We start from the raw sequence: 21,460 nt of genomic DNA, 5'->3' as shown, positions 1-21,460 counted from the left end.
AATAAGTTGATTTTATCTAAATAAATAGAAAAGTTATTAATAGCTTTCATAATTTGGGGCTTTGTAGGAAGTTATTTAATAATAAGTTGTTGTGAGGTTTTTATGAAATTCAGATTTTTTTACGTGGGGGATAAAACCTTAAGTTATAGAGAAGAGGGGCTACTTAGGGTTTTAAATTGTGAAAATTATTTCTTTGAGAATAGTGTTTTGGAACATAAGAAAACTTATAATAAGAATTTAAAGAAAGTGTTTAAGGAAGAAGAGAACTTTAAGAGAGTATGTTTAAATAAAAAAGAGACTGCTATTGATTTTTTCTCATTAAAAACTAAAAGTTTTATTAATAAGTACTTAGATGATGAACTTTCATTTAAAAGCATATTTAAATTAAATAAATGTGATAAAGGAAATGATGCTATTAATATAATCTTTTTTGATTCATTAAATAGAGAGTATGATATTCCTAGAGAGAGTATACAGTTATTCTTAAATAAATTAAATGAACTTTTTAAAGAAGTATATTCAGAAAAGGTGTTAATTATATTTAATGAAGAAGAATTTTTTAACAGTATTATAGAATTTAATCCGGAAATTGGAGAGATATCATTATTATTAAATAGTTATGATGTGGATTTAAAAGAGGTTGTTTATAGTTTCACTGACTTTATTTTATTGAAAAATAATCTATATGAGAAATGGTTCCTTTATAGAAAAGAATTAAGTAAATGCAAAGTAACTTTAGGTAAAGGAAAAGGTGAAAACTTTTCAGGTGATATAATATTAAGGATTTTAGGCGGTTTTTCCAAAATTCAAGAATATAATTTATTTAAATTAATATTAATTAGTAATGATTATATAAATTTGAATGAAATTTCACTTATAGAGGATGCTTTAAAGGATTATATTCCTTTAAATTCGAAATTGATAATTAAACAATTAACAAACAAATTTTTAAATAATGAAGTGAGATTTTTGCTTTTTTCAAAATAAAAAACTAAATACATCCATGAATTGAAGTTCTTAAAGTAGCTTATAAAGCTATTTTAAGAACTTTTTTGTTTTTAGAACATAGCCTTAAATAAATATTTTAATTGTTAATTATTTAACTTAAATAACTTAAATAATTATTTAAAAACTTAAATAAATTGTTTGAAAGGGGCAAGGCTTGTACAATATTTCTTGTAAGGAAAATATTCGACAAAAATCAACATGATTTTAAATGTTAAAAAAAACACAAAATAGGAGGAAGGTTAAGAATGTTAGAAATCATTCAAAAAACACTTACGGATAATGCAATTATAGGTGCAATATTTTCATCAATAGCAATTATATTTTTAGGATTTTATATTAGAAAAAGAAATATAGTATCAGGTGCTGCATCAAAAATATTAACTAAAGTAGTTTTAACAGTTGCAATTCCAGCATTAGCATTCACTTCATTCATGAAGGATGTTAACCAAAAGGAATTACAAGAAGGTATTAATATTTTAATATGGGGATTTGTAGTTTACATATTATTAATCGTCTTAACAAAGTTTATCTATGCAAGATATAAGGGAGATAAGCAAGACGTATTTAGAGTACTTACTATATTTGGATCAACAACTTTCTTTGGTATTCCAATAGTTAAAGCTGTATATGGTTCAGTAGGTGCAATGTATTCATCAATATTCAATATAGCATACAGAGTTTTCTTATATTCATATGGTTACATCAAAATGTCTGGTGTGAAAATGGACAAAGAAAACATGAAGAAGAACTTAAAAGAAATGTTATTAAATCCAATTATTATAGCAACTTTCTTAGGATTATTCATATGGTTATTCCAAGGAATGTTACCACAAGTTCAAATTGGAGATAAGAGCTATGCTTTCTTAAGAATAGATAAAACTTTACCATGGTTATATCAACCACTTACATATTTAGATAAGTTATGTTCACCACTTGCATGGTTAGCTATAGGTATTACTTTAGCAGAGGTACCATTTAAGCAAGCTGTAGGACAAAAAGATCCATGGATATACAGTTTAATAAAAATAATGTTAGTTCCAGCTATAAACTTAGTATTATTAGTAGTATTAACTAAAACAGGTATATTACCAGTTTCATTCGAAGGAATGGCTACAACAGTTATCATGTTAGCAACTCCAACAGCAACAGTTGCGGCAGCTTACGCAATAAGCTTTGATAAAGAAGCTTTATTAACATCAAACTGTTCATTATTATCAACAGTTGTTGCCGTAGTAGCAATGCCATTCTGGATAGTAATTTTAGAAATAATCAAAAACATAGGATTATTTGCTTAAGATTATAAAGATTTAAAACTTAATTTGAATTTTTCATATTAAATATAGTTCAATAATTATTGAATTTCGTGAAGAATTTCTATTGTTTATTCCATAGATTCAGCTAAAGCTCAAAACTTGCTTCGCTTCGAACAGTTTTCGCTTCTTAACGCTGAATCTATTCCAAAAACAATGAAAATCTAATTACTCATTCAAATATTATTTCACTTATATTTAATATAGAAAAATTCAGTTTCAAATTTAAAATAAAGCAGAAAAGATGGGGAAAAGAGGAGGATTTTCATATGATAAAATTAGTATGTTATGGAGTTAGAGAAACAGAGGTACCATACTTCCACAAGTTAAATGAAGAGTTCGGATATAACTTAACTTTAGTTGAGAAAAATTTAAACCATGAAAATGTAGAAGAAGCTATCGGAGCTGGAGCTATAATGGTAAGAGGAAACTGCATGGCTGATAGACAAAACTTAGAACTTTTAAAGAGTAAGGGACTTAAGTATGTTTTAACTAGAACAGTTGGATTTGACCATGTTGATTTAGAAGCAGCTAAAGATCTAGGATTACAAGTTGCTAGAGTACCTGGTTACTCACCAAATGCTATAGGAGAGTTAGCAGTATCTTTAGCTATGATGCTTTTAAGACATACAGCATACACTACTAATAGAACAAGCAATAAAAACTTCATAGTAGATGGATTCATGTTTAGTAAGGAAATAAGAAACTGTACAGTTGGAATATTAGGGGCAGGTAGAATCGGATTAACAGCTGCCAAATTATTTAAAGGTTTAGGAGCTAAGGTTGTAGCATACGACGTATTCCAAAGCGATGCTGCTAAGGAAGTAGTTGAATTTATGCCTTTAGATGAAGTTTTAAAAGTTTCTGATGTAATATCAGTACATATGCCATACATAAAAGGTCAAAACTACCACATGATTAATGAAGAATTCATATCAAAAATGAAAGATGATGCTATCATAATCAACACTGCAAGAGGAGAATTACAAGACGTAGAAGCTATAGTAAAAGCTCTTGAATCAGGAAAATTAGGTGGATTCGGAACTGACGTTTTAGAGGGTGAGTCAGCAGTGTTCTTTAAGAACTTAGAAGGACAAAAGTTAGAAAATGAATCATATGAAAAATTAATAGGCTTATACCCAAGAGCTTTAGTAACTCCTCATATGGGCTCATATACAGATGAAGCTTTAAGAAATATGATAGGAATATCATATGAAAACTTAAAAGAGTATTTAGAGGGAAATACTTGTAAGAATGCAATAGCATAATAAAAATAGAGAGTTATTTAGGGTAATTAAAATTAGACTTAAATAAATGAAAAAGCAGTATATCAATAATTTAATTACTAAGAAGATATAGATTATATTTTCTAGGTTTATAAATTATGATATACTCTTTTTTTGTGAAAAAATATTAAAAAAAATTTAAAAGATAATTGGAGTAATTTTATTAATATGATATAATTCCTTCACGGTGGTGAAAGCTATGAAAGTAAAATTTGAAAATAAAATATTACTGTGGGCTATACTTATCGCCTTTATTCCTTTAGCTTTATCTTTTACTTTATTTATAGAAGATAAGATCTCCTATATGGATGAGGGGATAAGAAATACTTTAAAAGAAACAGCCTTTAATATAAGTCAAACACCTTTTGTTCAAGAGGGTCTTAGTAAAGAGGAAATAGATCCAAAGATTCAAGAGTATACTAAACAATTTATTGAATCTAGAAAGGATGTAGACATAATTGTTATTGCTGATATGAGAGGAGTTAAATACTCTCATTTAGATGAAGGGCAGATAGGAACAGTATTTGTAAATGAGGATAAAAAAGAGGTTTTAGAATATGGATCTAGTTATTATTCTTTAATGCAAGGATCAATGGGAGAAACCTTAAGATGGTTTCAACCTATAATGTATGATGGTAAGCAAGTTGGATTTGTTATGGTAGGAAAATACTATAATGAAATTCAATTATTAACTTATAAGACTTTAATAAAGTACATATGGCTTTTTATAATAGTTTTTTCAATTACTATATTAATATCTAAGCTTTTTGCTAAAGAGGTTAAAAAGGCAATTTTGGGGATGGAACCAGAGGAGATTGCTACTCTTTATAAGGAAAAGAACATTATATTAAATACAGTAAGTGAAGGGATTATAGCATTAAATAAAAATAATGAAATAACAGAAGTAAATGAAAATTGCTATAAGCTTATAGATGGATTTTCAAAAGAAAGAGTCTTAAAAAAATTGGTTCCTTATATAGAAAAAAATAAATCAATAGAGATGAAGGAAATCATAGTCCAAGGGAAAAAGGTATTCATAAATATACATCCTATTATGAAAGAAGGAGAATATTTAGGTTCTGTAATAACTTTAATGGATAGAAATGATATTAGAAAGATTGCAAAAGAGATTACTGGAGTTGATGAGGTTGTTAAAAACCTTAGAGCTAATGTACATGAATTTAGAAATAATCTTCATGTAATTTTAGGGCTAATTCAATTAGGAGAATATGAAGAGGCTAGAAAGTACATATTAAAAACACAAAAAATGCATGAGAATAATTCCTTGAAGTTTTCAAGTATAGAAGATTATTATGTTAGAGGATTACTTCTTAGCAGAGAGTTAGTTGCAAAAGAGAGGGAAGTAAAATTTATTCTAACAGAGGAATCTTTCTTGTTTGGGAATCATAATTACGTTGATTCTTATGATATTGTTACGATTTTAGGTAATCTTATAGAAAATGCTTTTGACTCTTGTGCATCTTCAGATATTGAAAATAAACAAGTTGAAGTTACTTTATATGAAGATGATGAGAGAATTGAAATACAAGTTAGAGATAATGGGAAACCTATAGATAAGAACATAAAAGAAAAAATATTTGAATTGGGAGTTTCCTCAAAGGGAGAAGGAAGAGGAACAGGATTATCATTGGTTAAGAATAGAGTAGAGCTTTATGATGGTTGTATTGATATTGAGGAATTCAATGGAGAAAAAATATTTATTATAACTATTTTAAAAGGAGAAAATGATGGCAAAGAAGATACTTATAGTAGAAGATGATCCAATGGTGGCTCTTATTAATAGAAGATATTTAGAAAATATGGGATTTAAAAATATATTAGGACCAGTGCAAACAGAAGAAGAGATAATAAAAGTTTTAGATGAAGAAGAGGTTGACTTAATACTTTTAGATGTATATCTTCCTAAAAAAAATGGTATTGATATATTAAAAAGCTTAAGATATAAAAAGTATTTAACAGATGTAATAATGATAACAGCGGCTAATAGTGTTGAAGAGGTGAAGAGAGCCTTTGCCTATGGAATAACTGACTATTTAGTTAAGCCTTTTGAGTTTGAGAGATTTGAAGAAGCATTAAATAAATATAAGCAAAAAAATAATATGCTAAGCAAAGGATCTTCTTTAAGTCAAAAGGATATAGACGTTATTTCAAAGATCTCAGAGGAAAAATTTGAGTTGCCTAAGGGTCTAAATGAAAAAACATTAGAGAGAATTTTAGAATTTTTAAAAGAAAATCAAGGAAAAGTATGGACATTAAGAGAGATAGCTTGTGAACTTAGAATAAGTAATGTAACTATAAAAAAATATATGGATTACTTAGAAAATATAAAGAAAGTAAATGTAACCTTAACTAGCGGAAATGTAGGAAGACCTGAGTATAAATATACTTTAAGTTAGTAAATTAAGATTTATATAGTAAATATTTCCTGGTGGATATAGTATAATTAAAATAAGAAATATTCACTAGGAGGGGTATTATGGAATATAACAAACATAGATATCTAGGATTTTTAGGATTAATTTCATTAATTGGACTTAAAGGGTTTACCACAGGAAATAGTTTATGGTATATTTTCTTTGTTAATTTCTTATGGTTCACATTTTTTTATGAGAATAGTTGGGTTTATACTGGCAGTCCATTTAAAGTTAGTAAATAAAGTAAGATTAGATTTAAAAACTTCTCTAATTCACTATAAAATTTATAATTGCTTTAAGGAGAGCTAAAATACTGCTTCCTTTTGAGTTTATAAAGAACAAATAAAATCAATTTTGTAATATATATTTATATAAAATATATTATAATAATGTAAGAATGTAAATTATTATTATATATTTGCATATTAGGAAAAATACATAAGAGAAAGAGTTGAGGGAGAAGAAACTATGAATAGAAAAAAAATTGTTGCTAGTTTAATAATGACTTCTTTATTAGTTATATCACTTGTTGGTTGTACTAACTCTAACCAAAAAGCTAATACTGATAGTAATCATTCAAAGATCCAACAAAGTGCTCAAAACGAAGCTAACTTTAGTGATTTAAGTACTTACGTAGGAAAGACTTATGATGAAGTAACAGCAAACAAAGGAATTGGAACTGAAAAAATAGAAGATGTTGAAGGCAAGAAGGTTATTGTATCTTCAAGCTATTCTGTAAGAATGTTTAACTATGATGCAAATCTAGTACTTGAACTTGATGATTCTAAAAATGTAAGTGCTGTAAGTGTTCATTTTAAAGGAATAACACCTGATAACATATTAGGAAATATTAAAGAAAGTTTAGGTGAACCAAAGATTAACAAGGATGAGGAAGGTAGTGATTCCAAAGTTTACGAATGGGAAAAGGATGGATATCAATATAAACTTTCTCAAGTTGGTGAAGAAACTATAATAACTGTAAATAAAAATGCTATTTAATGAATATTAAGAGACTTGTAGTTTTCAAAACTATAAGTTTCTTAATTTTTTTACCTTTAATAAGTAGTATTTATAATAAAGAAGAAGATATTTTATTAAAATTAACTTTATTATAATTTATTTTTAAATATAGTACGGGAGAGGGAATAATACAAAGAAAATATATTAAACTTTAAAAAAAATAGGATATTTTAAGTGTATATGCATTAAAATAAGGAGTTATTGATTTTTACATAGTTTTAACATAAGAGTATCATGAATTTAAAGATGAGGATGACCTTAAAGTAAGGATTCCTTATTAAAATTTTAAATTTGCCTATGCTAATATTTAAATGTAAGAAGGTGTTTTATATGGGAAAAAATCATAAAATAACTCATTATGATTCTGAAAATGCAATAAAAGTAGAAAAAGAAAAAATGGCTGAAGTTAGAAGAGAAGAAGAAAAAATGGCACATAAAATTAAATCTCATGAAAAGTGTTGTGGAAAATAATTAAGTTCAAAAGCCTAAAAGTCAAAGCATTAATATAAGGATATAAATGAATTTATTAAAAGAATAAATTTATTTATATCCTTATTTTATTTTAGTGACTGTAAAAAATTAAGAAAAAGCTTCTTAACGCTATTCTTCTTACGTATATAATACAATACTAGATGCTCATTAAGATGGTTTTACAGTTCTATATAAAAATTAATACTAGTTTAAATCATAACTTATTTTTATTAAAATTATAAATTAGAAGAACAGAAAGTACAGTTATGGATAAATATTATTTAAAGTAGTAGATACTTATATACCAATAACATATTCATATATTATATAAATTTAAAAGGAAAGTTTTAAACTACTCTATACTATAAAAAGAGATTAATTAAAATTTGAGGTGAATTTATGAAGAAATTAGTATCTATTTTATCCATAATTCTTATACCTTTATTTTTAGCTGGATGTTTTACTAAAGAAAACAAAGATAATAACAATAATAATGAAACTTCTAGTGAAATTAATGAAACAGGAGAAAATTCTTCATTTATTAAGGAAAATGAATTAAAAGAAGAGGGAAAAGTCAATAAAGAAGAAAGTGAAATGAAGGATAACGAAGATACAAATGAGAATAATAAAAATGATGAAGTTAGTAGAGAAAACATGATTCTCAGAATTTTTTATCATGATAATGATTATAAACTTTATTATGTTGATAAAGAAGTAGAGGTACAAGATAAAGCTATTGTTAAGGCTGTTACAGAGGAACTAAAAAATGATTTACATGAAAGGTTATCAGTTGGTATTCCAATAGAGGCCGAAATAAAAGATGCTAAGCTTGAGAATGGAGTTTTAACTGTTAATTTTTATAAGAATTCTTTTAAAAATATTAATTTAGGAAGTGGTTTTGAGACTAGTATGCTTAAGTGTATGGTTAATTCTTATGGTTATAACCTAGGTGTTGATAAAGTCATTATAAAAGTTGATGGAGAAAATTATGCTAGTGGACATATATATTTAGAAGAAGGAGAATATTTTCAAGTTGATTATAGTGAGGTAAGTGAACTAAAAGAATAAAAATAATTATATTGAATATTTACGTTGAATTTAATATATACTTGATTTTTATAAATATTTATGATAAAGTTTTTAAGTATTTAATAAACTTTGTTTCCATATGAGGGAGTAGTTAGCTCAAATTGAATGAGTGATTAAGTCAACAAATTGACCAAAGAGATTTGGTCTGGCTTAGTCTTAAATAGCGAGACTTATATGCAGTTTTTTACTGCATATAAGTCTTTTTTTATGCATATTTTAATAAGTAGGAGGAATGTTTGTTATGAGTATTTTATCAATTATTTTAACTGGATTTGGGCTTGCAATGGATGCTTTTGCAGTTTCTGTTGCCAAAGGAATAACACTAACAAGAGTAAGAGTTAAAGATGCATTAAGAATCGCTTTATTTTTTGGAGGATTTCAAGCAATTATGCCTTTAATAGGTTGGGGAGCTGGAAGATATTTTGCTGATTATATAAAAGCATTTGATCATTGGATAGCTTTTATACTATTAACTTTAATCGGAGGTAAGATGCTTTTTGAAGCAATAAAAGAAAAGAAAGAAGAAGCGGGTGAGGTTTCAGTAACTTTAGAGGCTTTTGAAGATAGTGGCCTAGAGTTGGTTCGTAGTAGTAATGATGAATTAAGCACTAAGAATCTTACACTATTAGCTATTGCAACTAGTATTGATGCATTAGCAGTTGGAGTTAGCTTTGCATTCTTAGGAATTTCCATAGTGCAATCTGTAATAATAATTGGAGTTATAACTTTTGTTTTATGTTTTTTAGGTGTAATAATAGGAGAAAAGTTAGGGGATATATTTAAGAATTATGCTGAGATAATTGGAGGAGTAATTTTAATACTTATAGGTATAAATATATTATTAGAACATACTGGAATTATTGAAAAATTATTTTCTTAGTATCATAATTAAGTTAAATAGGATAAAAATAAAAATATTACTTGTAATATAGAGTGAACAAGTGTTATAAATATATAGGTAGATTTTAGAAAGATGACTTTAATGAAAAATATTTTAGGAAAATGTTGATTTTTAGCTAGCACTTTAGACCTAACTTAATTTCGCAAAGTATTGCTATCATCTACTCCAGAATAATAGCTAAAGGTTAAGTGAAAGTCCAAATTTTTAATTTGGTATCTTGAACTTATGAAATCGAACTATAGTGAGATTGTATTCCTTATAAAAATAAGAAAAAGCTTCTTAACGCTATTATTCTTACGTAGATAATGCAATACTAATTGCTCATTAAGATGGTCTTACAGTTCTATCTAAAAATCAACATTACATTAAAATATAGCTTAATTAAAGTTTTTAGATAGTTTATAGAAATAACTAAGGAGGTAATTTACATGTATGTTGCATTTGGAAACAGAGTTTTAGATAGTGAAGAAATAAAAAGAGATATAGAGCAGAATACTGATGTGAGAGTAGTAAGTGATTTATGTAAAAGTTCAAAAAGAGAGGACATAGTTGCTTTTAAATTAAGTATAGATATGGATATATTAAGAGGGCTTATAAAAGAGAATAATGACCTTAAGGATTTAAATGATGAAGAGCTTTTTGAAGATTATTTAGATTTAGCGGAAGAAGTTGCGGGCATGATATTTGAGTATATGCCAGAAGATGCCGTTTTAGACATAAGATCGTATAAATGGGATATGTCTTACAATGATGTAAAATTAATAATGGTTATGGCACATGAAGATCTTGGAATAGCAAAGGTTAATGATGTTATGAAAAGACTTTTAAGGCAGGTAGATTAATTTAGAATATAAAATTTATAAATTTGAATTTTATATTGCATATAATAATTAAAACCTATAAATACTGCATGATTTTATGCAATATTTATAGGTTTTTTGTTTTGATTTTTTACAAAAACTTATTTTAATGATTTATTATATGTAATTTATATTGGAGTAAGAATAGAAATTTTAGTATAATAAAATTATTAATATATTGTGAATGAAATTAAAGAATAACAATATACTGATTTAAGTTCAGGTTCTTTTATGTAATTGTTGATTTTAAAATTGAAAAAAATATTTTATTGTTTTAGTAGGTGATTATAATGAAACTTTTTAGTTTAAATACAGAAATATTAAGCTTTAATAATGCTTATGATTTTGCAAAAGAATTAAATTTAGGAGAAAAAGATTTAGTGTTTACTAATAAAAGAATATATAAGGGAAGTTTTGAAGAGTTAAATTTAAAATGTAATTATATATTAAAAGATAAATACAATTTTAATGAGCCTAATGATGAAATTGTAGATGAAATTTTTAAAGATATAAGAGACTTAGATTTTGATAGAGTTATAGCAATTGGAGGAGGATCCATATTAGATGTAGGAAAGCTTTTGTCTTTAAAAGATGTAGATAGTACAAAAAAATTATTTAAAAGAGAAATTCCTGTTATAAGAGATAAGGAACTTATTATTGTGCCTACAACTTGTGGTACTGGTAGTGAAGTTACTAACATATCTATTGTTGAGATAAAGAGTGAAAATACAAAACTTGGATTAGCAGTAGATGAACTTTATGCAGATAAGGGAATTTTAATTCCTGAACTTTGTAAAACAATGCCTTATAAAGCTTTTGTTTATAGCTCAATTGATGCCTTAATCCATAGTATTGAGAGTTTTTTATCTCCAAATTCAACTCCTTATACAGATTTATTTGCTTTAAAAGCTATAGAAATGATTTTAAGTGGCTATAAAGAGATAATAGACAGAGGAGAAGAGTATAGAAATAATATAATGGATAAGTTTCTAATTGCAAGTAATTATGCGGGAATAGCCTTTGGAAATGCAGGAGTCGGTGCAGTCCATGCATTATCATATCCTTTAGGGGGTAAATATCATGTTCCTCACGGAGAAGCAAATTACGAATTCTTAATGGCAGTACTTAATTTTTATAAGAAAAATAATGCAGAAGGAAAGATTAATGAACTAACAAGATTAATAAGTAATATTGTTAATTCAGATGAAAAAGAATGTTATTTAGAGTTAGAAAATTTATTAAATAATCTTATTAGAAGAAAAGATTTAAAAGAATATGGAATGACAACAGAAGAAATAGATATATTTGCCCATAGTGTTATAAAAAATCAACAAAGATTGTTAAAAAACAATTATGTATCTATGAGTATCGATGATATAGTAAAAATTTATAAAGCTCTTTATTAGGGGGATATATGAAGTTAGTAAGAATGATTATAATGGCTGGAGAGATTCTGCTTATAGTTTTATTACTTTTAGGAATGTTATCTAAAATTACAGGAATTGATACTGAGAAAAAGTCAATTGATAATAAATCAAAAATTAAAGTGGAGGATGAATTAACAGAGAAATTGTTAGTTTGCAATATATTAATTTGAAAATTTAAAGGTTATTAGGGAGGAAGAGGTTTTGGTTTTAGTACTTACATTTATTTTATTTTTAATGATATTTTTAATTATAGTAGACTTTTTTGCTATATTATTTAGACTTACAGGGGTTCCTATAGAAAAAGCAAGATTCCAGGTTACCTCTCTTTTAACAGGAACAGGATTTACAACCAAGGAAAGTGAAATAATAGTTCAACATCCTACTAGAAGAAAACTTGCTATTTGGCTTATGGGATTTAGTTACGCAAGTACAGCAACTATAATATCCTTCGCAGTAAACATAATAACTAGTAGTGTTATAGATGTAGGTTCTATAGCAATAATAGTATTATTTATTGTATTTATTTTATTTTTTCATAAAAGTTCTTTACTTGAGAAACTAGAAAATAAAATAGAAAAATTTATTGTGCAGTCTAAAATTTGGGACAAGTTGAATTCAAAGCACTTAACTTTAATAACTCATACTAGAGGATTTGGGGTTTATGAAATATATCTTTCAAGTAAAACCATAATTATCGGAAAGAGTATAAGAGATAGTGGACTTAAACCTATGGAAATTGAAGTATTAAATATAGATAAGGGAGATAAATTTATTAATTTTCCAACTCCTGATTATGTTTTTGAAACTTACGATAAAATAACTGTGTATGGAAATTTAAAAAATATAAAGAGTATGTTTGAGCACATAAATGAAGTGAAATAATGTCATTTGTACATATGGTATAAAAATATAGAAAATCTATAAATAGCATTTAGATAAGAAATCTTTAAGCTATTTATAGATTTTTTTATGTATAGATGTTTAAATTTTTAAGTTGTTTAGGTTCTTAATCATTTTGTTTAATATGTTGTCAAAAGCAGCAAGCTCTTCCTCTTTTAAACCTTCTAATAACAATTTGCAAAATTCATTACTTATTTTATTTAAAACATCAATTGTTTTAGTAGCTGAGTCAGATATATAAAGTCTAACTATTCTTTTATCTTTCTCATCCTTTTTTATTATTAGCATTTCTTTTTTTAATAAGCCTTCTATAGATCTTGAAATTAATCCTTTTGAAAGGCCAGAAAATTCTACTATATCCTTTGCTGTATTATATTCTAAATTTTCTTGTAAGAAAACTAATATTTCAAACTCATTATGTGTTAATCCTAAATTACTTAAAGTCGGTGAAATAAATTTCTTATATGTCTTTTTGGCTTTAGTAAATGAAACTAAAAATGCGTTACCATTAGGATTTAGAGTTTTTAAATCCATTAACCTTCCTCCTTAAATAGTTCAATTGTAAACTTTATATAAATTATACCTTAAGATAGTTTATAAGTAAACCATAATTGCTATTTTTATAATTTCTATACATATTATATAGTTTAAAAATTCTTTTTTCATATCATATTTTTGAAAGTTTAATGTATAAAAGATTAATATTTTAAAATTGGGTCAATAATATAATGATGAAATAATAAAAATCTTTTAAGAAGTTATTTCATATTAATTTAGAATTTTAGGAGAAAAATATTGGAGTACAAGGATAAAAATTTCAAAAAATATATTTTTTTAGCCACATATATAATATTTTTAACTTTCTTGTTTATAAATATAAAAGAGGTATTAGGTTTTTTATCAAATCTTTTAGGTATAATAAAACCATTTCTTTGGGGAATAGCTATAGCATTTGTTCTTAACATTCCAATGACATTAATAGAAAAATGCTTAGGAAATGGAAAGTTTGTTAGAGGTGTTAAGAGAACATTATCAATAACAATAACTTTAACTATTTTTGTATTAGCAATAGCAATCCTTACTATATTTATAATTCCTCAACTAACGAATAGTATTACTACTTTAGTAGAAAATGTACCTAATTATTTAATAGCATTTGAGCAAATGTTACAAGAAGGTGCAATAAATAATTCACAATCGCAAGTTATCTTGCAAAACCTTACAAATGAACTTGTTAATATGTGGAAAGATATTTTCAAAGTTACAAGCCAGATTGTTGGAAGCTCCCTAGGATATTTATTAGATTTTACTTTGGGGGTCACATTTGGAATAGTTAATTTTTTCTTAGCTTTAATTTTAGCAATATATATGTTAGCTAGTAAGGAATTACTAATAAGCCAAGTAAAGTTAATAATATATGCATTTATGAAAAAAGATAAGGCAGATAGACTTGTTGAGCTTGGACAAATGTGCAATTATACATTTTCTAAATTTATAGCAGGACAATGTACTGAATCTATAGTTATTGGAGTACTATGTTTTATAGGGATGACTATTTTAAAAATGCCATATGCTTTATTAATAAGTGTAATGATAGGGGTGACGGCCTTAATACCTATTTTTGGAGCTTTTTTAGGAACAATACCATCAGCATTTATTATCTTAATAATAAATCCAATGAAAGCCTTGTGGTTTATATTATTTATAATAGTTCTTCAACAAGTAGAAGGGAATTTAATATATCCTAGAGTTGTAGGTAGCTCTATAGGGCTATCAGCCTTATGGGTTATGTTTGCAATATTAGTTGGTGGAAGTTTATTTGGAGTTATGGGAATGTTAATAGGAATACCTATCTTTGGAGTCTTTTTCAAGGTGTTAAAAAGAATAACTAATAAACAACTTAGAGAAAAAGGGATTCATAAGTGATTAGAATAGCAATAACTAAATAGTAAAAATAAGAGTTTTTAGATTAGATCAATATAGTAATAAATATATTGGTCTAATTTTTATGTTTTTTTAATCTTGTTTATTGCTAAAGAATAAAATTTAACGATAAAATTTATTAATATATTAATTAAGTTACATAATGATGAGTAAAGTACTAAAAGTGTGTATTTAATAAAAAAACAAATGTGTTGTTACGGTGCACATAGAAAAAAGGAGTATTTAAGAGGAAATATGATTAAATTATTAATAAACTTACAATAATTTGTGAAAGTGACGTTTGATTAGAATTAAAAATGTATTTATAATTAAAAATGTGTTAACGAAATAATAACTTTAATGATAAATTAATATAATACAAAGAAGTTAATAAAGTTATAATTAAAAGAGGGGGCTTAATATAAAATGGCAGAGGCAGTTAATGCTACTGATATTGAAGTAGCGAAGAGTAAAGGAAGATTAAAACAACCAGCAGGTTTATATTTACTATTCTTTACAGAGATGTGGGAAAGATTTAGTTACTATGGTTTAAGAGCATTATTAATGCTTTACTTAACAGCATCATTTGTAACTGGGGGGTTAGGATTTGATGTTTCAACAGCAGCAACTATATATGCTTGGTATACATGTCTTGTATATTTTACTCCAATTATAGGAGGAGAGCTTGCAGATAGATACTTAGGGCAAAGAAGATCAATTATCATTGGGGCAGCAGTAATGATTTTAGGAAACTTAACTTTATTTGCATGGCAAAGTAGAATGGCATTATTTGTTGGATTAGGATTAATAATTATAGGAAATGGTTTCTTTAAACCAAATATATCAGCAATGGTTGGTCAATTATATGAAGAGGGTGACAAAAGAAAAGATTCAGCTTTCACAATATTCTATATGGGTATAAACTTAGGATCTTTTATAGCACCAATTATTTGTGGATTTTTAGCAGAAAACTATTTTGCGACTAAATCAGGAGAAATGATACTTCATTATGGATTTAAATATGGATTCTTAGTAGCAGCTATAGGTATTATATTAGGAGAAATAATATTTATAACATTATCACCTAAATACTTAGGGGATATAGGTAAGAAGAAAAAAGAAAAAGTTAAAAAAGAGGTTGTAAAAGAAGATAGACCTTTAACTAAACAAGAGAAAAAGAGAATAGCAGCTATATTAATACTTACATCATTCGTTATATTCTTCTGGACTGGATTTGAACAAGCCGGAACAACATTAACATTATTTGCAGAGCAAACAACAAATAGAAATTTATTTGGATGGACTGTTCCAGTAGCATTTTTCCAATCATTAAACCCATTATTTATACTTTTATTAGCGCCAGTATTCTCTAAATTATGGTTTAAACTTGCTAATAGTAAAAAAGGAGATCTATCAATACCAGCTAAAATGGGAATGGGTATGATAGTTCTAGGATGTGGTTTCTTATTAATGACAATTGCAACATTATCAGTAAATGGAGATCTTGCAAATCCAGCTGTAAAAGTTAGTATGTTATGGTTAGTTGGAACATATTTATTTAATACAATGGGAGAACTTTGTCTATCACCAATAGGACTTTCAATGGTAAGTGGACTTGCACCAGTTAAATATGTATCATTATTAATGGGAGTATGGCTTGCAAGTAACGGTGTAGCGAATCTTTTATCAGGATACATAGCATCATTTATAGCATCATTTGGAGCTTTAGAAATTTTTGCTTCAATAGCTGGAGTAAGTATTTTATTAGGACTAAGTCTATTATTACTAAGCAAAAAAATTACTGCTATGATGGAATAAAATGATACTAGATTTAAAATTTCTTTAAGGAGTTTTTAAAGAAGAAACATTGAATAAATTGAATTAGGATATTTAAGTTTTATATAAAGAAAAAGACACATTAATTAAATTAATGTGTCTTTTTTATATTAAGTTCTGAAATATTCTTCATCTAAAGCTAAAAGCATTTCTTCAGTTATTGGAACTGGTAAGCCTGCATAATCAGTAAACTCTTTTGCATCTTTTTCTCGTTCTTCTTTTCTTAATTCGTGGTAGTGCTTAATTTTTTTACCAGTCTTATGCTCTAAGTCTTTCCACTCTTTATAAACTTTCACTAAATCTTCTTTTACTTTGCTATCACCCATAAAAACATCTCCTTTAAATAAATGTATCATTGTAGTATTCCTCTAATTGGAGTATTTCATCTTCTGTTAGAGGATTGTCTAATTTAGCAAATTCAGAAAATCTTTTTGCGGCATCTTCTCGTTCTTCTTTTTTTAATTGGTGGTGGTGTTTAATTTTTTCATCAGTTTTATGTTCTAAATCTTTCCACTCTTTATAAGCTTTTATTAAATCTTCTTTTATTTTATTTTCTCTCATAAAAATCAACTCCTTACAAAACCTATAAATATATTATATAATAAGAATATAAAAATTAAAATTGTGTAAACAAACAAAATTTTTTATTAACAATAAATCTGGAAATGTTTCAAGTATAATAACATTTATATTTATTGGAGAAAAAAATAATGAAAATCATATAGGTATTTACCTATATGAGGTATAAAGAAATAATTGTTTACTAATAAAATGTTGAAGTTTAAAATTTTAATGAGGTGATATAAAATGAATACATTAAATGAGATTTTATCAAAGGAAATTGAAGAGTTTAGAGAAAAAGGACATAAGTTTTTAAATAAAGAAATGACTGTTGGTGAATTTAAAAAAGCTTCAGGTGGAATGGGAGTTTATGCACACCGTGGTGGAAAAGAATTCATGGTAAGATTAAGAGTTCCATCAGGAGTTGCTGGATTAAATTTATTAAAAGAAGCTTATAATTGGGCTGAAAAATACAACTTAGATAAGGTGCATTTAACAACTCGTGAAGCAATACAATTACATGGAATATCTATAGATGCTGCATGTGATATAATGCAAGAAGGGTTAACTAAAGGGATTTACACTAGAGGAGGAGGCGGAAACTTCCCAAGAAACGTAGCTTTAAATCCTCTATCAGGAGTTCAAATAGAAGAAACTTTTGATGTAACTCCATATGCATTAGCTGCTAATGCACATTATATGAGTAAAATATATACTTATAAATTACCAAGAAAAATAAAAACTGCATTCTCAAATACAGAAGCAGATGCAGCACATTGTACAGTTACAGATTTAGGTTTCTTAGCTGTTGATAATAATGGAAAGAGAGCATTTAAACTTTACATAGGTGGTGGATTAGGAAGAAATCCAAGAACATCTGTTGAATTTGATGAGTTAATAGATGAAAAAGACATATTATACTGCCTTGATGCTATGACTAATTTATTCGTAGCTGAAGGTGATTATGAACACCCAGGAAAAGCACGTATTAGATACATTGTTGAAAGAATGGGTGAAGAGGAATTTAAAAACTATTTCAGAAAGTATTTAAAAAAGGCTAAAGCTAAAGGTGGTTTAGACCTTGAAGTTAAAGAAATAAAATACAACAAAAAAGGTGAAAAAACTGATATCAAGCATGAAAGATTAATTCCTCAAAAACAAGAAGGATTATATACAGTATTATTCCATCCTGTTGGAGGACAATTAAATTTAGATATTTTAAAAGCTTTAATAGAAGCTATAGAAGGATTAGAAGAAGTTGAAGTTAGATTAGGAATGGATGAAAATCTATATGTTAGAAACTTAAATGGAAAAGAAGCAGAGGCTATATTAGAACTTACTCAAGGTAAAGGTGGAGAAACTTTAGCTGAGAGAAGTGTAGCTTGTATAGGTGTTCCAATATGTCAAATGGGTGTATTAGAAAGCCAAAGAACTTTAAGAGAATTCGTAGAATTATTAAAAGAAAATGGTATTAAAGAAGGATCATTACCAAGAGTTCGTTTTTCAGGTTGTCCAAACTCTTGTGGTATGCATGAAATCGGAGAAATTGGATTTGCTGGTAAGAAGAAAAAAGTTGGAGAGGTATTAGAAAATGTCTTTGAATTACATTTTGGTGGTAAACTAGGCATAGGTGAAACTCGTTTAGGATATTATTATGGTGATATAATTCAAAACAATGTTCCTGAATTTTTAATCAAGGTTGCAAAGGCTGTTGAGGTCCAAAATTCAACTTTTGAAGAATGGATTGAAAATAACAAAGAAGAATTTAAAGATATATTTAATGAATATATAGTATAATTATTAACAAAAAGTTCACAAACTCCAAAAAAACTTTACAAATGAGTTTTTTTGGAGTTTTTTTATTTTTAATTAAATTTACTTTAAGAGTGCATTTTTAAACACTTCTTCAGTTTACTTTATTAAAGTTTAAGTTTAGTAATACTAAGTATTTTACTTAGTTTTTGTTACCGAAATATTAACGCAATACTATTTAACTGACTAAATGCCAAGGATGGTCGGTTTTCCCTATAGTAAAATTTAAATCTGTGATATATAATAAATTCAAAAATTACATTTAATAAATTTAAATGAATTTTAAATTTATATTTATACAGTAAATAAGTTGTTTAAAGAAAGGGTTGATGTTAGGGTTGAAAGAAAAAATATGCCTTTACGGTTTTAATAATCTTACTAAGACATTAAGTTTTAATATTTATGATATTTGTTATGCAAAGACAGAAAGAGAAAAAGAAGACTATATAAAATATATAGATGAGCAATATAATTCTGAACGTCTTACAAAGATTCTTTGTGATGTTACAGATATGATAGGAGCTCATGTTTTAAATATTTCAAAACAAGATTATGAACCACAGGGAGCTAGCGTAAATGTTCTTATAACAGAAGAGGCATTACCAGTAGCACTAATTGATCCATCATGCAATAGATTAGAGCTTTCTTCTCTAGAGCTTAGAGATAGTGTTGTTGGACATTTAGATAAGAGTCATCTTACAGTGCACACTTATCCAGAGTTTCATCCAAATAATGACATAATATCTTTTAGAGTTGATATAGATGTATCTACATGTGGAAAGATATCTCCATTAAATGCTTTAGATTATTTAATTGGAAGCTTTGATTCAGATGTAATAACTATTGATTACAGAGTAAGAGGATTTACTAGAGATGTAGATGGAAGAAAGTGCTACATAGACCATGACATAAAATCTATTCAAGACTATATAGATGGAGAGACATTAAAAAGATATGATGCTATGGATGTGAATGTTTATCAATCAAACATATTCCATACAAAAATGATGCTTAAGGATATTGTTTTAAATAACTATTTATTTAATTCTGATCCATATGAATTATCTCCAAATGAGAGAAGAGAAATAAGAGATAGAATATCAAAAGAGATGATTGAAATATACGGTGGTGTAAATATTTATTAGGAAAAGGAGGGATTTCTGTGAAAAGACTTTCTCAAGAAAATGCTCCTATTTATGAAGCATTAAAATGGTATAAGGGACAAAGGATTGTTCCTTTTGATGTACCAGGTCATAAGCAGGGAAGAGGAAATGCAGAACTAAGAGAGTTTTTAGGAGAGGATTGTGTTTCAGTTGATGTAAATTCAATGAAGCCTTTAGATAATCTTTGCCATCCAACTTCTGTAATAAAAGATGCTGAGGAATTAGCAGCAGAGGCTTTTGGAGCAGATAAGGCATTTTTCATGGTTAATGGTACTACGTCAGCAGTGCAAGCTATGATTATGAGTGTTTGTAAGGATGGAGATAAAATTATAATGCCTAGAAACGTTCATCGTTCAGCTATAAATTCTTTAATAATAACAGGAGTAACTCCTGTATATATAAACCCTGGTATTCACAGTAGACTTGGAATATCTTTAGGAATGGCAATAGAGGATATAAAAAATGCCATAAAAGAAAATCCAGATGCAAAAGCTATATTTGTTAACAATCCAACATACTATGGAATTTGTTCAAATTTAAGAGAAATAGTTAAGTTAGCTCATGAAAACAATATGTATGTATTAGTTGATGAAGCTCATGGAACTCACTTTTATTTTGATAAAAGACTTCCAGTTTCAGCAATGGAAGCAGGAGCTGATATGGCAGCAGTTAGCATACATAAAACAGGTGGTTCTTTAACTCAAAGTTCAATGCTTCTTATGAAGTGTAATAGAATTAAGCCTGATTATGTTAGAACAATAATAAACTTAACACAAACAACTAGTGGATCTTATTTATTACTATCCTCTCTAGATATTGCCAGAAGAAATCTAGCTTTAAATGGAGAAGATATATTTGAAGAGGTAGTTAACATTGCAGAGTATGCAAGAGAAGAAGTAAATAAAATCGGTGGTTATTATGCTTTTTCAAAAGAAATTAATAATGGTGATGACATTTACGATTTTGATGTAACAAAGTTAACAATAAACACTCTAGATACAGGGTTAGCTGGAATTGAAGTTTATGACATATTAAGAGACGACTATGGAATTCAAATTGAACTTGGAGATGTGGCAAATATTCTTGCAATAATATCAGTTGGTGATACTAGATATAACATTGAAAGATTAGTTTCAGCTTTAAGTGAGATTAAGAGAATTCATGAAAAAGATAAAAAAGATATATTTGATTATGAATATATAGATCCTATAGTTAAAGTTAAACCGAAGGAAGCTTTTTATGCTGATAAAAAGAAAGTACTTCTAAAAGAAAGTGAAGGTTTAATTTCTGGAGAATTTGTAATGTGTTATCCACCTGGAATTCCAATACTTGCTCCAGGTGAGCTTATAACTAAAGAGACTATAGATTATATTGAATATTCTAAGAAAAAGGGAAGTTTAGTAACAGGCCCAGAGGATATGGAAATTGAATATATAAATGTTTTAGATTGTTAGGAGG

The 21,460-nt window shown here is 27.0% G+C and carries 22 protein-coding genes; 19 read left to right on the top strand and 3 right to left on the bottom strand.

From position 1 onward, the window contains the following. The first annotated feature begins 102 nt into the window (after positions 1-102). From OIF33_RS11460 to OIF33_RS11395, 14 genes are all read left to right on the top strand, one after another. Entirely contained in the window at positions 103-987 is an 885-nt protein-coding gene (locus OIF33_RS11460) for a hypothetical protein (protein ID WP_322504394.1), read from the top strand. A 266-nt stretch (positions 988-1,253) separates the two neighbouring features. Further along, on the top strand, positions 1,254-2,303 hold the full coding sequence (locus tag OIF33_RS11455; RefSeq protein ID WP_322504393.1) for an AEC family transporter: 1,050 nt from the start codon (positions 1,254-1,256) through the stop codon (positions 2,301-2,303). Positions 2,304-2,587: 284 nt separating this feature from the next. Then, entirely contained in the window at positions 2,588-3,586 is a 999-nt protein-coding gene (locus OIF33_RS11450) for a 2-hydroxyacid dehydrogenase (protein ID WP_322504392.1), read from the top strand. 217 nt (positions 3,587-3,803) lie between these two features. Beyond that, positions 3,804-5,384 (top strand): sensor histidine kinase, encoded by a 1,581-nt coding sequence (locus tag OIF33_RS11445; protein WP_322504391.1) that lies wholly within the window; start codon positions 3,804-3,806, stop codon positions 5,382-5,384. Beyond that, positions 5,353-6,021 (top strand): response regulator, encoded by a 669-nt coding sequence (locus tag OIF33_RS11440; protein ID WP_322504390.1) that lies wholly within the window; start codon positions 5,353-5,355, stop codon positions 6,019-6,021. The genes OIF33_RS11445 and OIF33_RS11440 overlap by 32 nt, the downstream gene beginning before the upstream one ends. Positions 6,022-6,101: 80 nt before the next feature. After that, on the top strand, positions 6,102-6,281 hold the full coding sequence (locus OIF33_RS11435; protein WP_322504389.1) for a hypothetical protein: 180 nt from the start codon (positions 6,102-6,104) through the stop codon (positions 6,279-6,281). Between the two features lie 226 nt (positions 6,282-6,507). Continuing rightward, positions 6,508-7,038 (top strand): hypothetical protein, encoded by a 531-nt coding sequence (locus OIF33_RS11430; protein ID WP_322504388.1) that lies wholly within the window; start codon positions 6,508-6,510, stop codon positions 7,036-7,038. Between the two features lie 351 nt (positions 7,039-7,389). Beyond that, positions 7,390-7,530 (top strand): hypothetical protein, encoded by a 141-nt coding sequence (locus OIF33_RS11425; RefSeq protein WP_322504387.1) that lies wholly within the window; start codon positions 7,390-7,392, stop codon positions 7,528-7,530. 399 nt (positions 7,531-7,929) lie between these two features. Further along, positions 7,930-8,598, top strand: coding sequence for a GerMN domain-containing protein (locus OIF33_RS11420; protein ID WP_322504386.1), 669 nt, complete (start codon positions 7,930-7,932; stop codon positions 8,596-8,598). Positions 8,599-8,860: 262 nt separating this feature from the next. Beyond that, complete coding sequence (locus tag OIF33_RS11415; RefSeq protein WP_322504385.1) at positions 8,861-9,499, top strand: manganese efflux pump MntP family protein; 639 nt, start codon at positions 8,861-8,863, stop codon at positions 9,497-9,499. A 449-nt stretch (positions 9,500-9,948) separates the two neighbouring features. Continuing rightward, positions 9,949-10,362 carry a hypothetical protein gene (locus OIF33_RS11410; RefSeq protein ID WP_322504384.1) on the top strand — a complete coding sequence of 138 codons (414 nt, stop codon included), beginning with the start codon at positions 9,949-9,951 and terminating at the stop codon, positions 10,360-10,362. Positions 10,363-10,670: 308 nt separating this feature from the next. Next, positions 10,671-11,786, top strand: coding sequence for a 4-hydroxybutyrate dehydrogenase (locus OIF33_RS11405; RefSeq protein ID WP_322504383.1), 1,116 nt, complete (start codon positions 10,671-10,673; stop codon positions 11,784-11,786). Positions 11,787-11,794: 8 nt separating this feature from the next. Then, on the top strand, positions 11,795-11,977 hold the full coding sequence (locus OIF33_RS11400) for a hypothetical protein (protein WP_322504382.1): 183 nt from the start codon (positions 11,795-11,797) through the stop codon (positions 11,975-11,977). Between the two features lie 31 nt (positions 11,978-12,008). Beyond that, positions 12,009-12,689, top strand: coding sequence for a TrkA C-terminal domain-containing protein (locus OIF33_RS11395; RefSeq protein ID WP_322504381.1), 681 nt, complete (start codon positions 12,009-12,011; stop codon positions 12,687-12,689). 99 nt (positions 12,690-12,788) lie between these two features. Here the strand turns inward: OIF33_RS11395 and OIF33_RS11390 are convergent, their stop codons facing one another. Then, complete coding sequence (locus tag OIF33_RS11390) at positions 12,789-13,241, bottom strand: MarR family winged helix-turn-helix transcriptional regulator (protein WP_322504380.1); 453 nt, start codon at positions 13,239-13,241, stop codon at positions 12,789-12,791. Positions 13,242-13,502: 261 nt separating this feature from the next. Between OIF33_RS11390 and OIF33_RS11385 the strand changes: the two genes are divergently transcribed. Further along, a complete protein-coding gene (locus tag OIF33_RS11385) occupies positions 13,503-14,633 on the top strand; it encodes an AI-2E family transporter (protein ID WP_322504379.1) in 1,131 nt (376 codons plus the stop codon). A 423-nt stretch (positions 14,634-15,056) separates the two neighbouring features. Next, the gene (locus tag OIF33_RS11380; protein ID WP_322504378.1) at positions 15,057-16,448 is read left to right on the top strand and encodes a peptide MFS transporter; all 1,392 of its coding nucleotides are present in this window, start codon (positions 15,057-15,059) and stop codon (positions 16,446-16,448) included. A gap of 128 nt (positions 16,449-16,576) precedes the next feature. Here the strand turns inward: OIF33_RS11380 and OIF33_RS11375 are convergent, their stop codons facing one another. After that, positions 16,577-16,792, bottom strand: a complete 216-nt coding sequence (locus tag OIF33_RS11375) for a hypothetical protein (RefSeq protein WP_322504377.1) — start codon at positions 16,790-16,792, stop codon at positions 16,577-16,579. Positions 16,793-16,805: 13 nt separating this feature from the next. Further along, complete coding sequence (locus OIF33_RS11370) at positions 16,806-17,027, bottom strand: hypothetical protein (protein WP_322504376.1); 222 nt, start codon at positions 17,025-17,027, stop codon at positions 16,806-16,808. Positions 17,028-17,273: 246 nt separating this feature from the next. Between OIF33_RS11370 and OIF33_RS11365 the strand changes: the two genes are divergently transcribed. The 3 genes from OIF33_RS11365 to OIF33_RS11355 all read left to right on the top strand — a co-directional run bounded on the left by OIF33_RS11365 (position 17,274) and on the right by OIF33_RS11355 (position 21,456). Continuing rightward, entirely contained in the window at positions 17,274-18,824 is a 1,551-nt protein-coding gene (locus OIF33_RS11365) for a nitrite/sulfite reductase (protein WP_322504375.1), read from the top strand. Between the two features lie 344 nt (positions 18,825-19,168). Beyond that, positions 19,169-19,984: an adenosylmethionine decarboxylase gene (gene speD / locus OIF33_RS11360; protein ID WP_322504374.1), complete on the top strand. Its 816-nt coding sequence runs from the start codon at positions 19,169-19,171 to the stop codon at positions 19,982-19,984. 17 nt (positions 19,985-20,001) lie between these two features. Continuing rightward, positions 20,002-21,456, top strand: a complete 1,455-nt coding sequence (locus OIF33_RS11355; RefSeq protein WP_322504373.1) for an aminotransferase class I/II-fold pyridoxal phosphate-dependent enzyme — start codon at positions 20,002-20,004, stop codon at positions 21,454-21,456. Positions 21,457-21,460: the final 4 nt, after the last annotated feature.

This window comes from Clostridium sp. LIBA-8841, from assembly GCF_034439435.1.
Classification (GTDB): domain Bacteria; phylum Bacillota; class Clostridia; order Clostridiales; family Clostridiaceae; genus Sarcina.
Note: the sequence above shows the minus strand (reverse complement) of the source record. Positions and strands in the feature narration are given on the sequence as shown.

Coding starts and splice junctions, on each gene's coding strand:
- OIF33_RS11435 (WP_322504389.1), top strand. CDS start 6,102: ATGGAATATAACAAACATAGATATCTAGGATTTTTAGGATTAATTTCA.
- OIF33_RS11445 (WP_322504391.1), top strand. CDS start 3,804: ATGAAAGTAAAATTTGAAAATAAAATATTACTGTGGGCTATACTTATC.
- OIF33_RS11375 (WP_322504377.1), bottom strand. CDS start 16,792: ATGGGTGATAGCAAAGTAAAAGAAGATTTAGTGAAAGTTTATAAAGAG.
- OIF33_RS11400 (WP_322504382.1), top strand. CDS start 11,795: ATGAAGTTAGTAAGAATGATTATAATGGCTGGAGAGATTCTGCTTATA.
- OIF33_RS11390 (WP_322504380.1), bottom strand. CDS start 13,241: ATGGATTTAAAAACTCTAAATCCTAATGGTAACGCATTTTTAGTTTCA.
- OIF33_RS11415 (WP_322504385.1), top strand. CDS start 8,861: ATGAGTATTTTATCAATTATTTTAACTGGATTTGGGCTTGCAATGGAT.
- OIF33_RS11410 (WP_322504384.1), top strand. CDS start 9,949: ATGTATGTTGCATTTGGAAACAGAGTTTTAGATAGTGAAGAAATAAAA.
- OIF33_RS11420 (WP_322504386.1), top strand. CDS start 7,930: ATGAAGAAATTAGTATCTATTTTATCCATAATTCTTATACCTTTATTT.
- OIF33_RS11370 (WP_322504376.1), bottom strand. CDS start 17,027: ATGAGAGAAAATAAAATAAAAGAAGATTTAATAAAAGCTTATAAAGAG.
- OIF33_RS11425 (WP_322504387.1), top strand. CDS start 7,390: ATGGGAAAAAATCATAAAATAACTCATTATGATTCTGAAAATGCAATA.
- OIF33_RS11405 (WP_322504383.1), top strand. CDS start 10,671: ATGAAACTTTTTAGTTTAAATACAGAAATATTAAGCTTTAATAATGCT.
- OIF33_RS11365 (WP_322504375.1), top strand. CDS start 17,274: ATGAATACATTAAATGAGATTTTATCAAAGGAAATTGAAGAGTTTAGA.
- OIF33_RS11450 (WP_322504392.1), top strand. CDS start 2,588: ATGATAAAATTAGTATGTTATGGAGTTAGAGAAACAGAGGTACCATAC.
- speD (WP_322504374.1), top strand. CDS start 19,169: ATGTTAGGGTTGAAAGAAAAAATATGCCTTTACGGTTTTAATAATCTT.
- OIF33_RS11460 (WP_322504394.1), top strand. CDS start 103: ATGAAATTCAGATTTTTTTACGTGGGGGATAAAACCTTAAGTTATAGA.
- OIF33_RS11380 (WP_322504378.1), top strand. CDS start 15,057: ATGGCAGAGGCAGTTAATGCTACTGATATTGAAGTAGCGAAGAGTAAA.
- OIF33_RS11440 (WP_322504390.1), top strand. CDS start 5,353: ATGGCAAAGAAGATACTTATAGTAGAAGATGATCCAATGGTGGCTCTT.
- OIF33_RS11430 (WP_322504388.1), top strand. CDS start 6,508: ATGAATAGAAAAAAAATTGTTGCTAGTTTAATAATGACTTCTTTATTA.
- OIF33_RS11455 (WP_322504393.1), top strand. CDS start 1,254: ATGTTAGAAATCATTCAAAAAACACTTACGGATAATGCAATTATAGGT.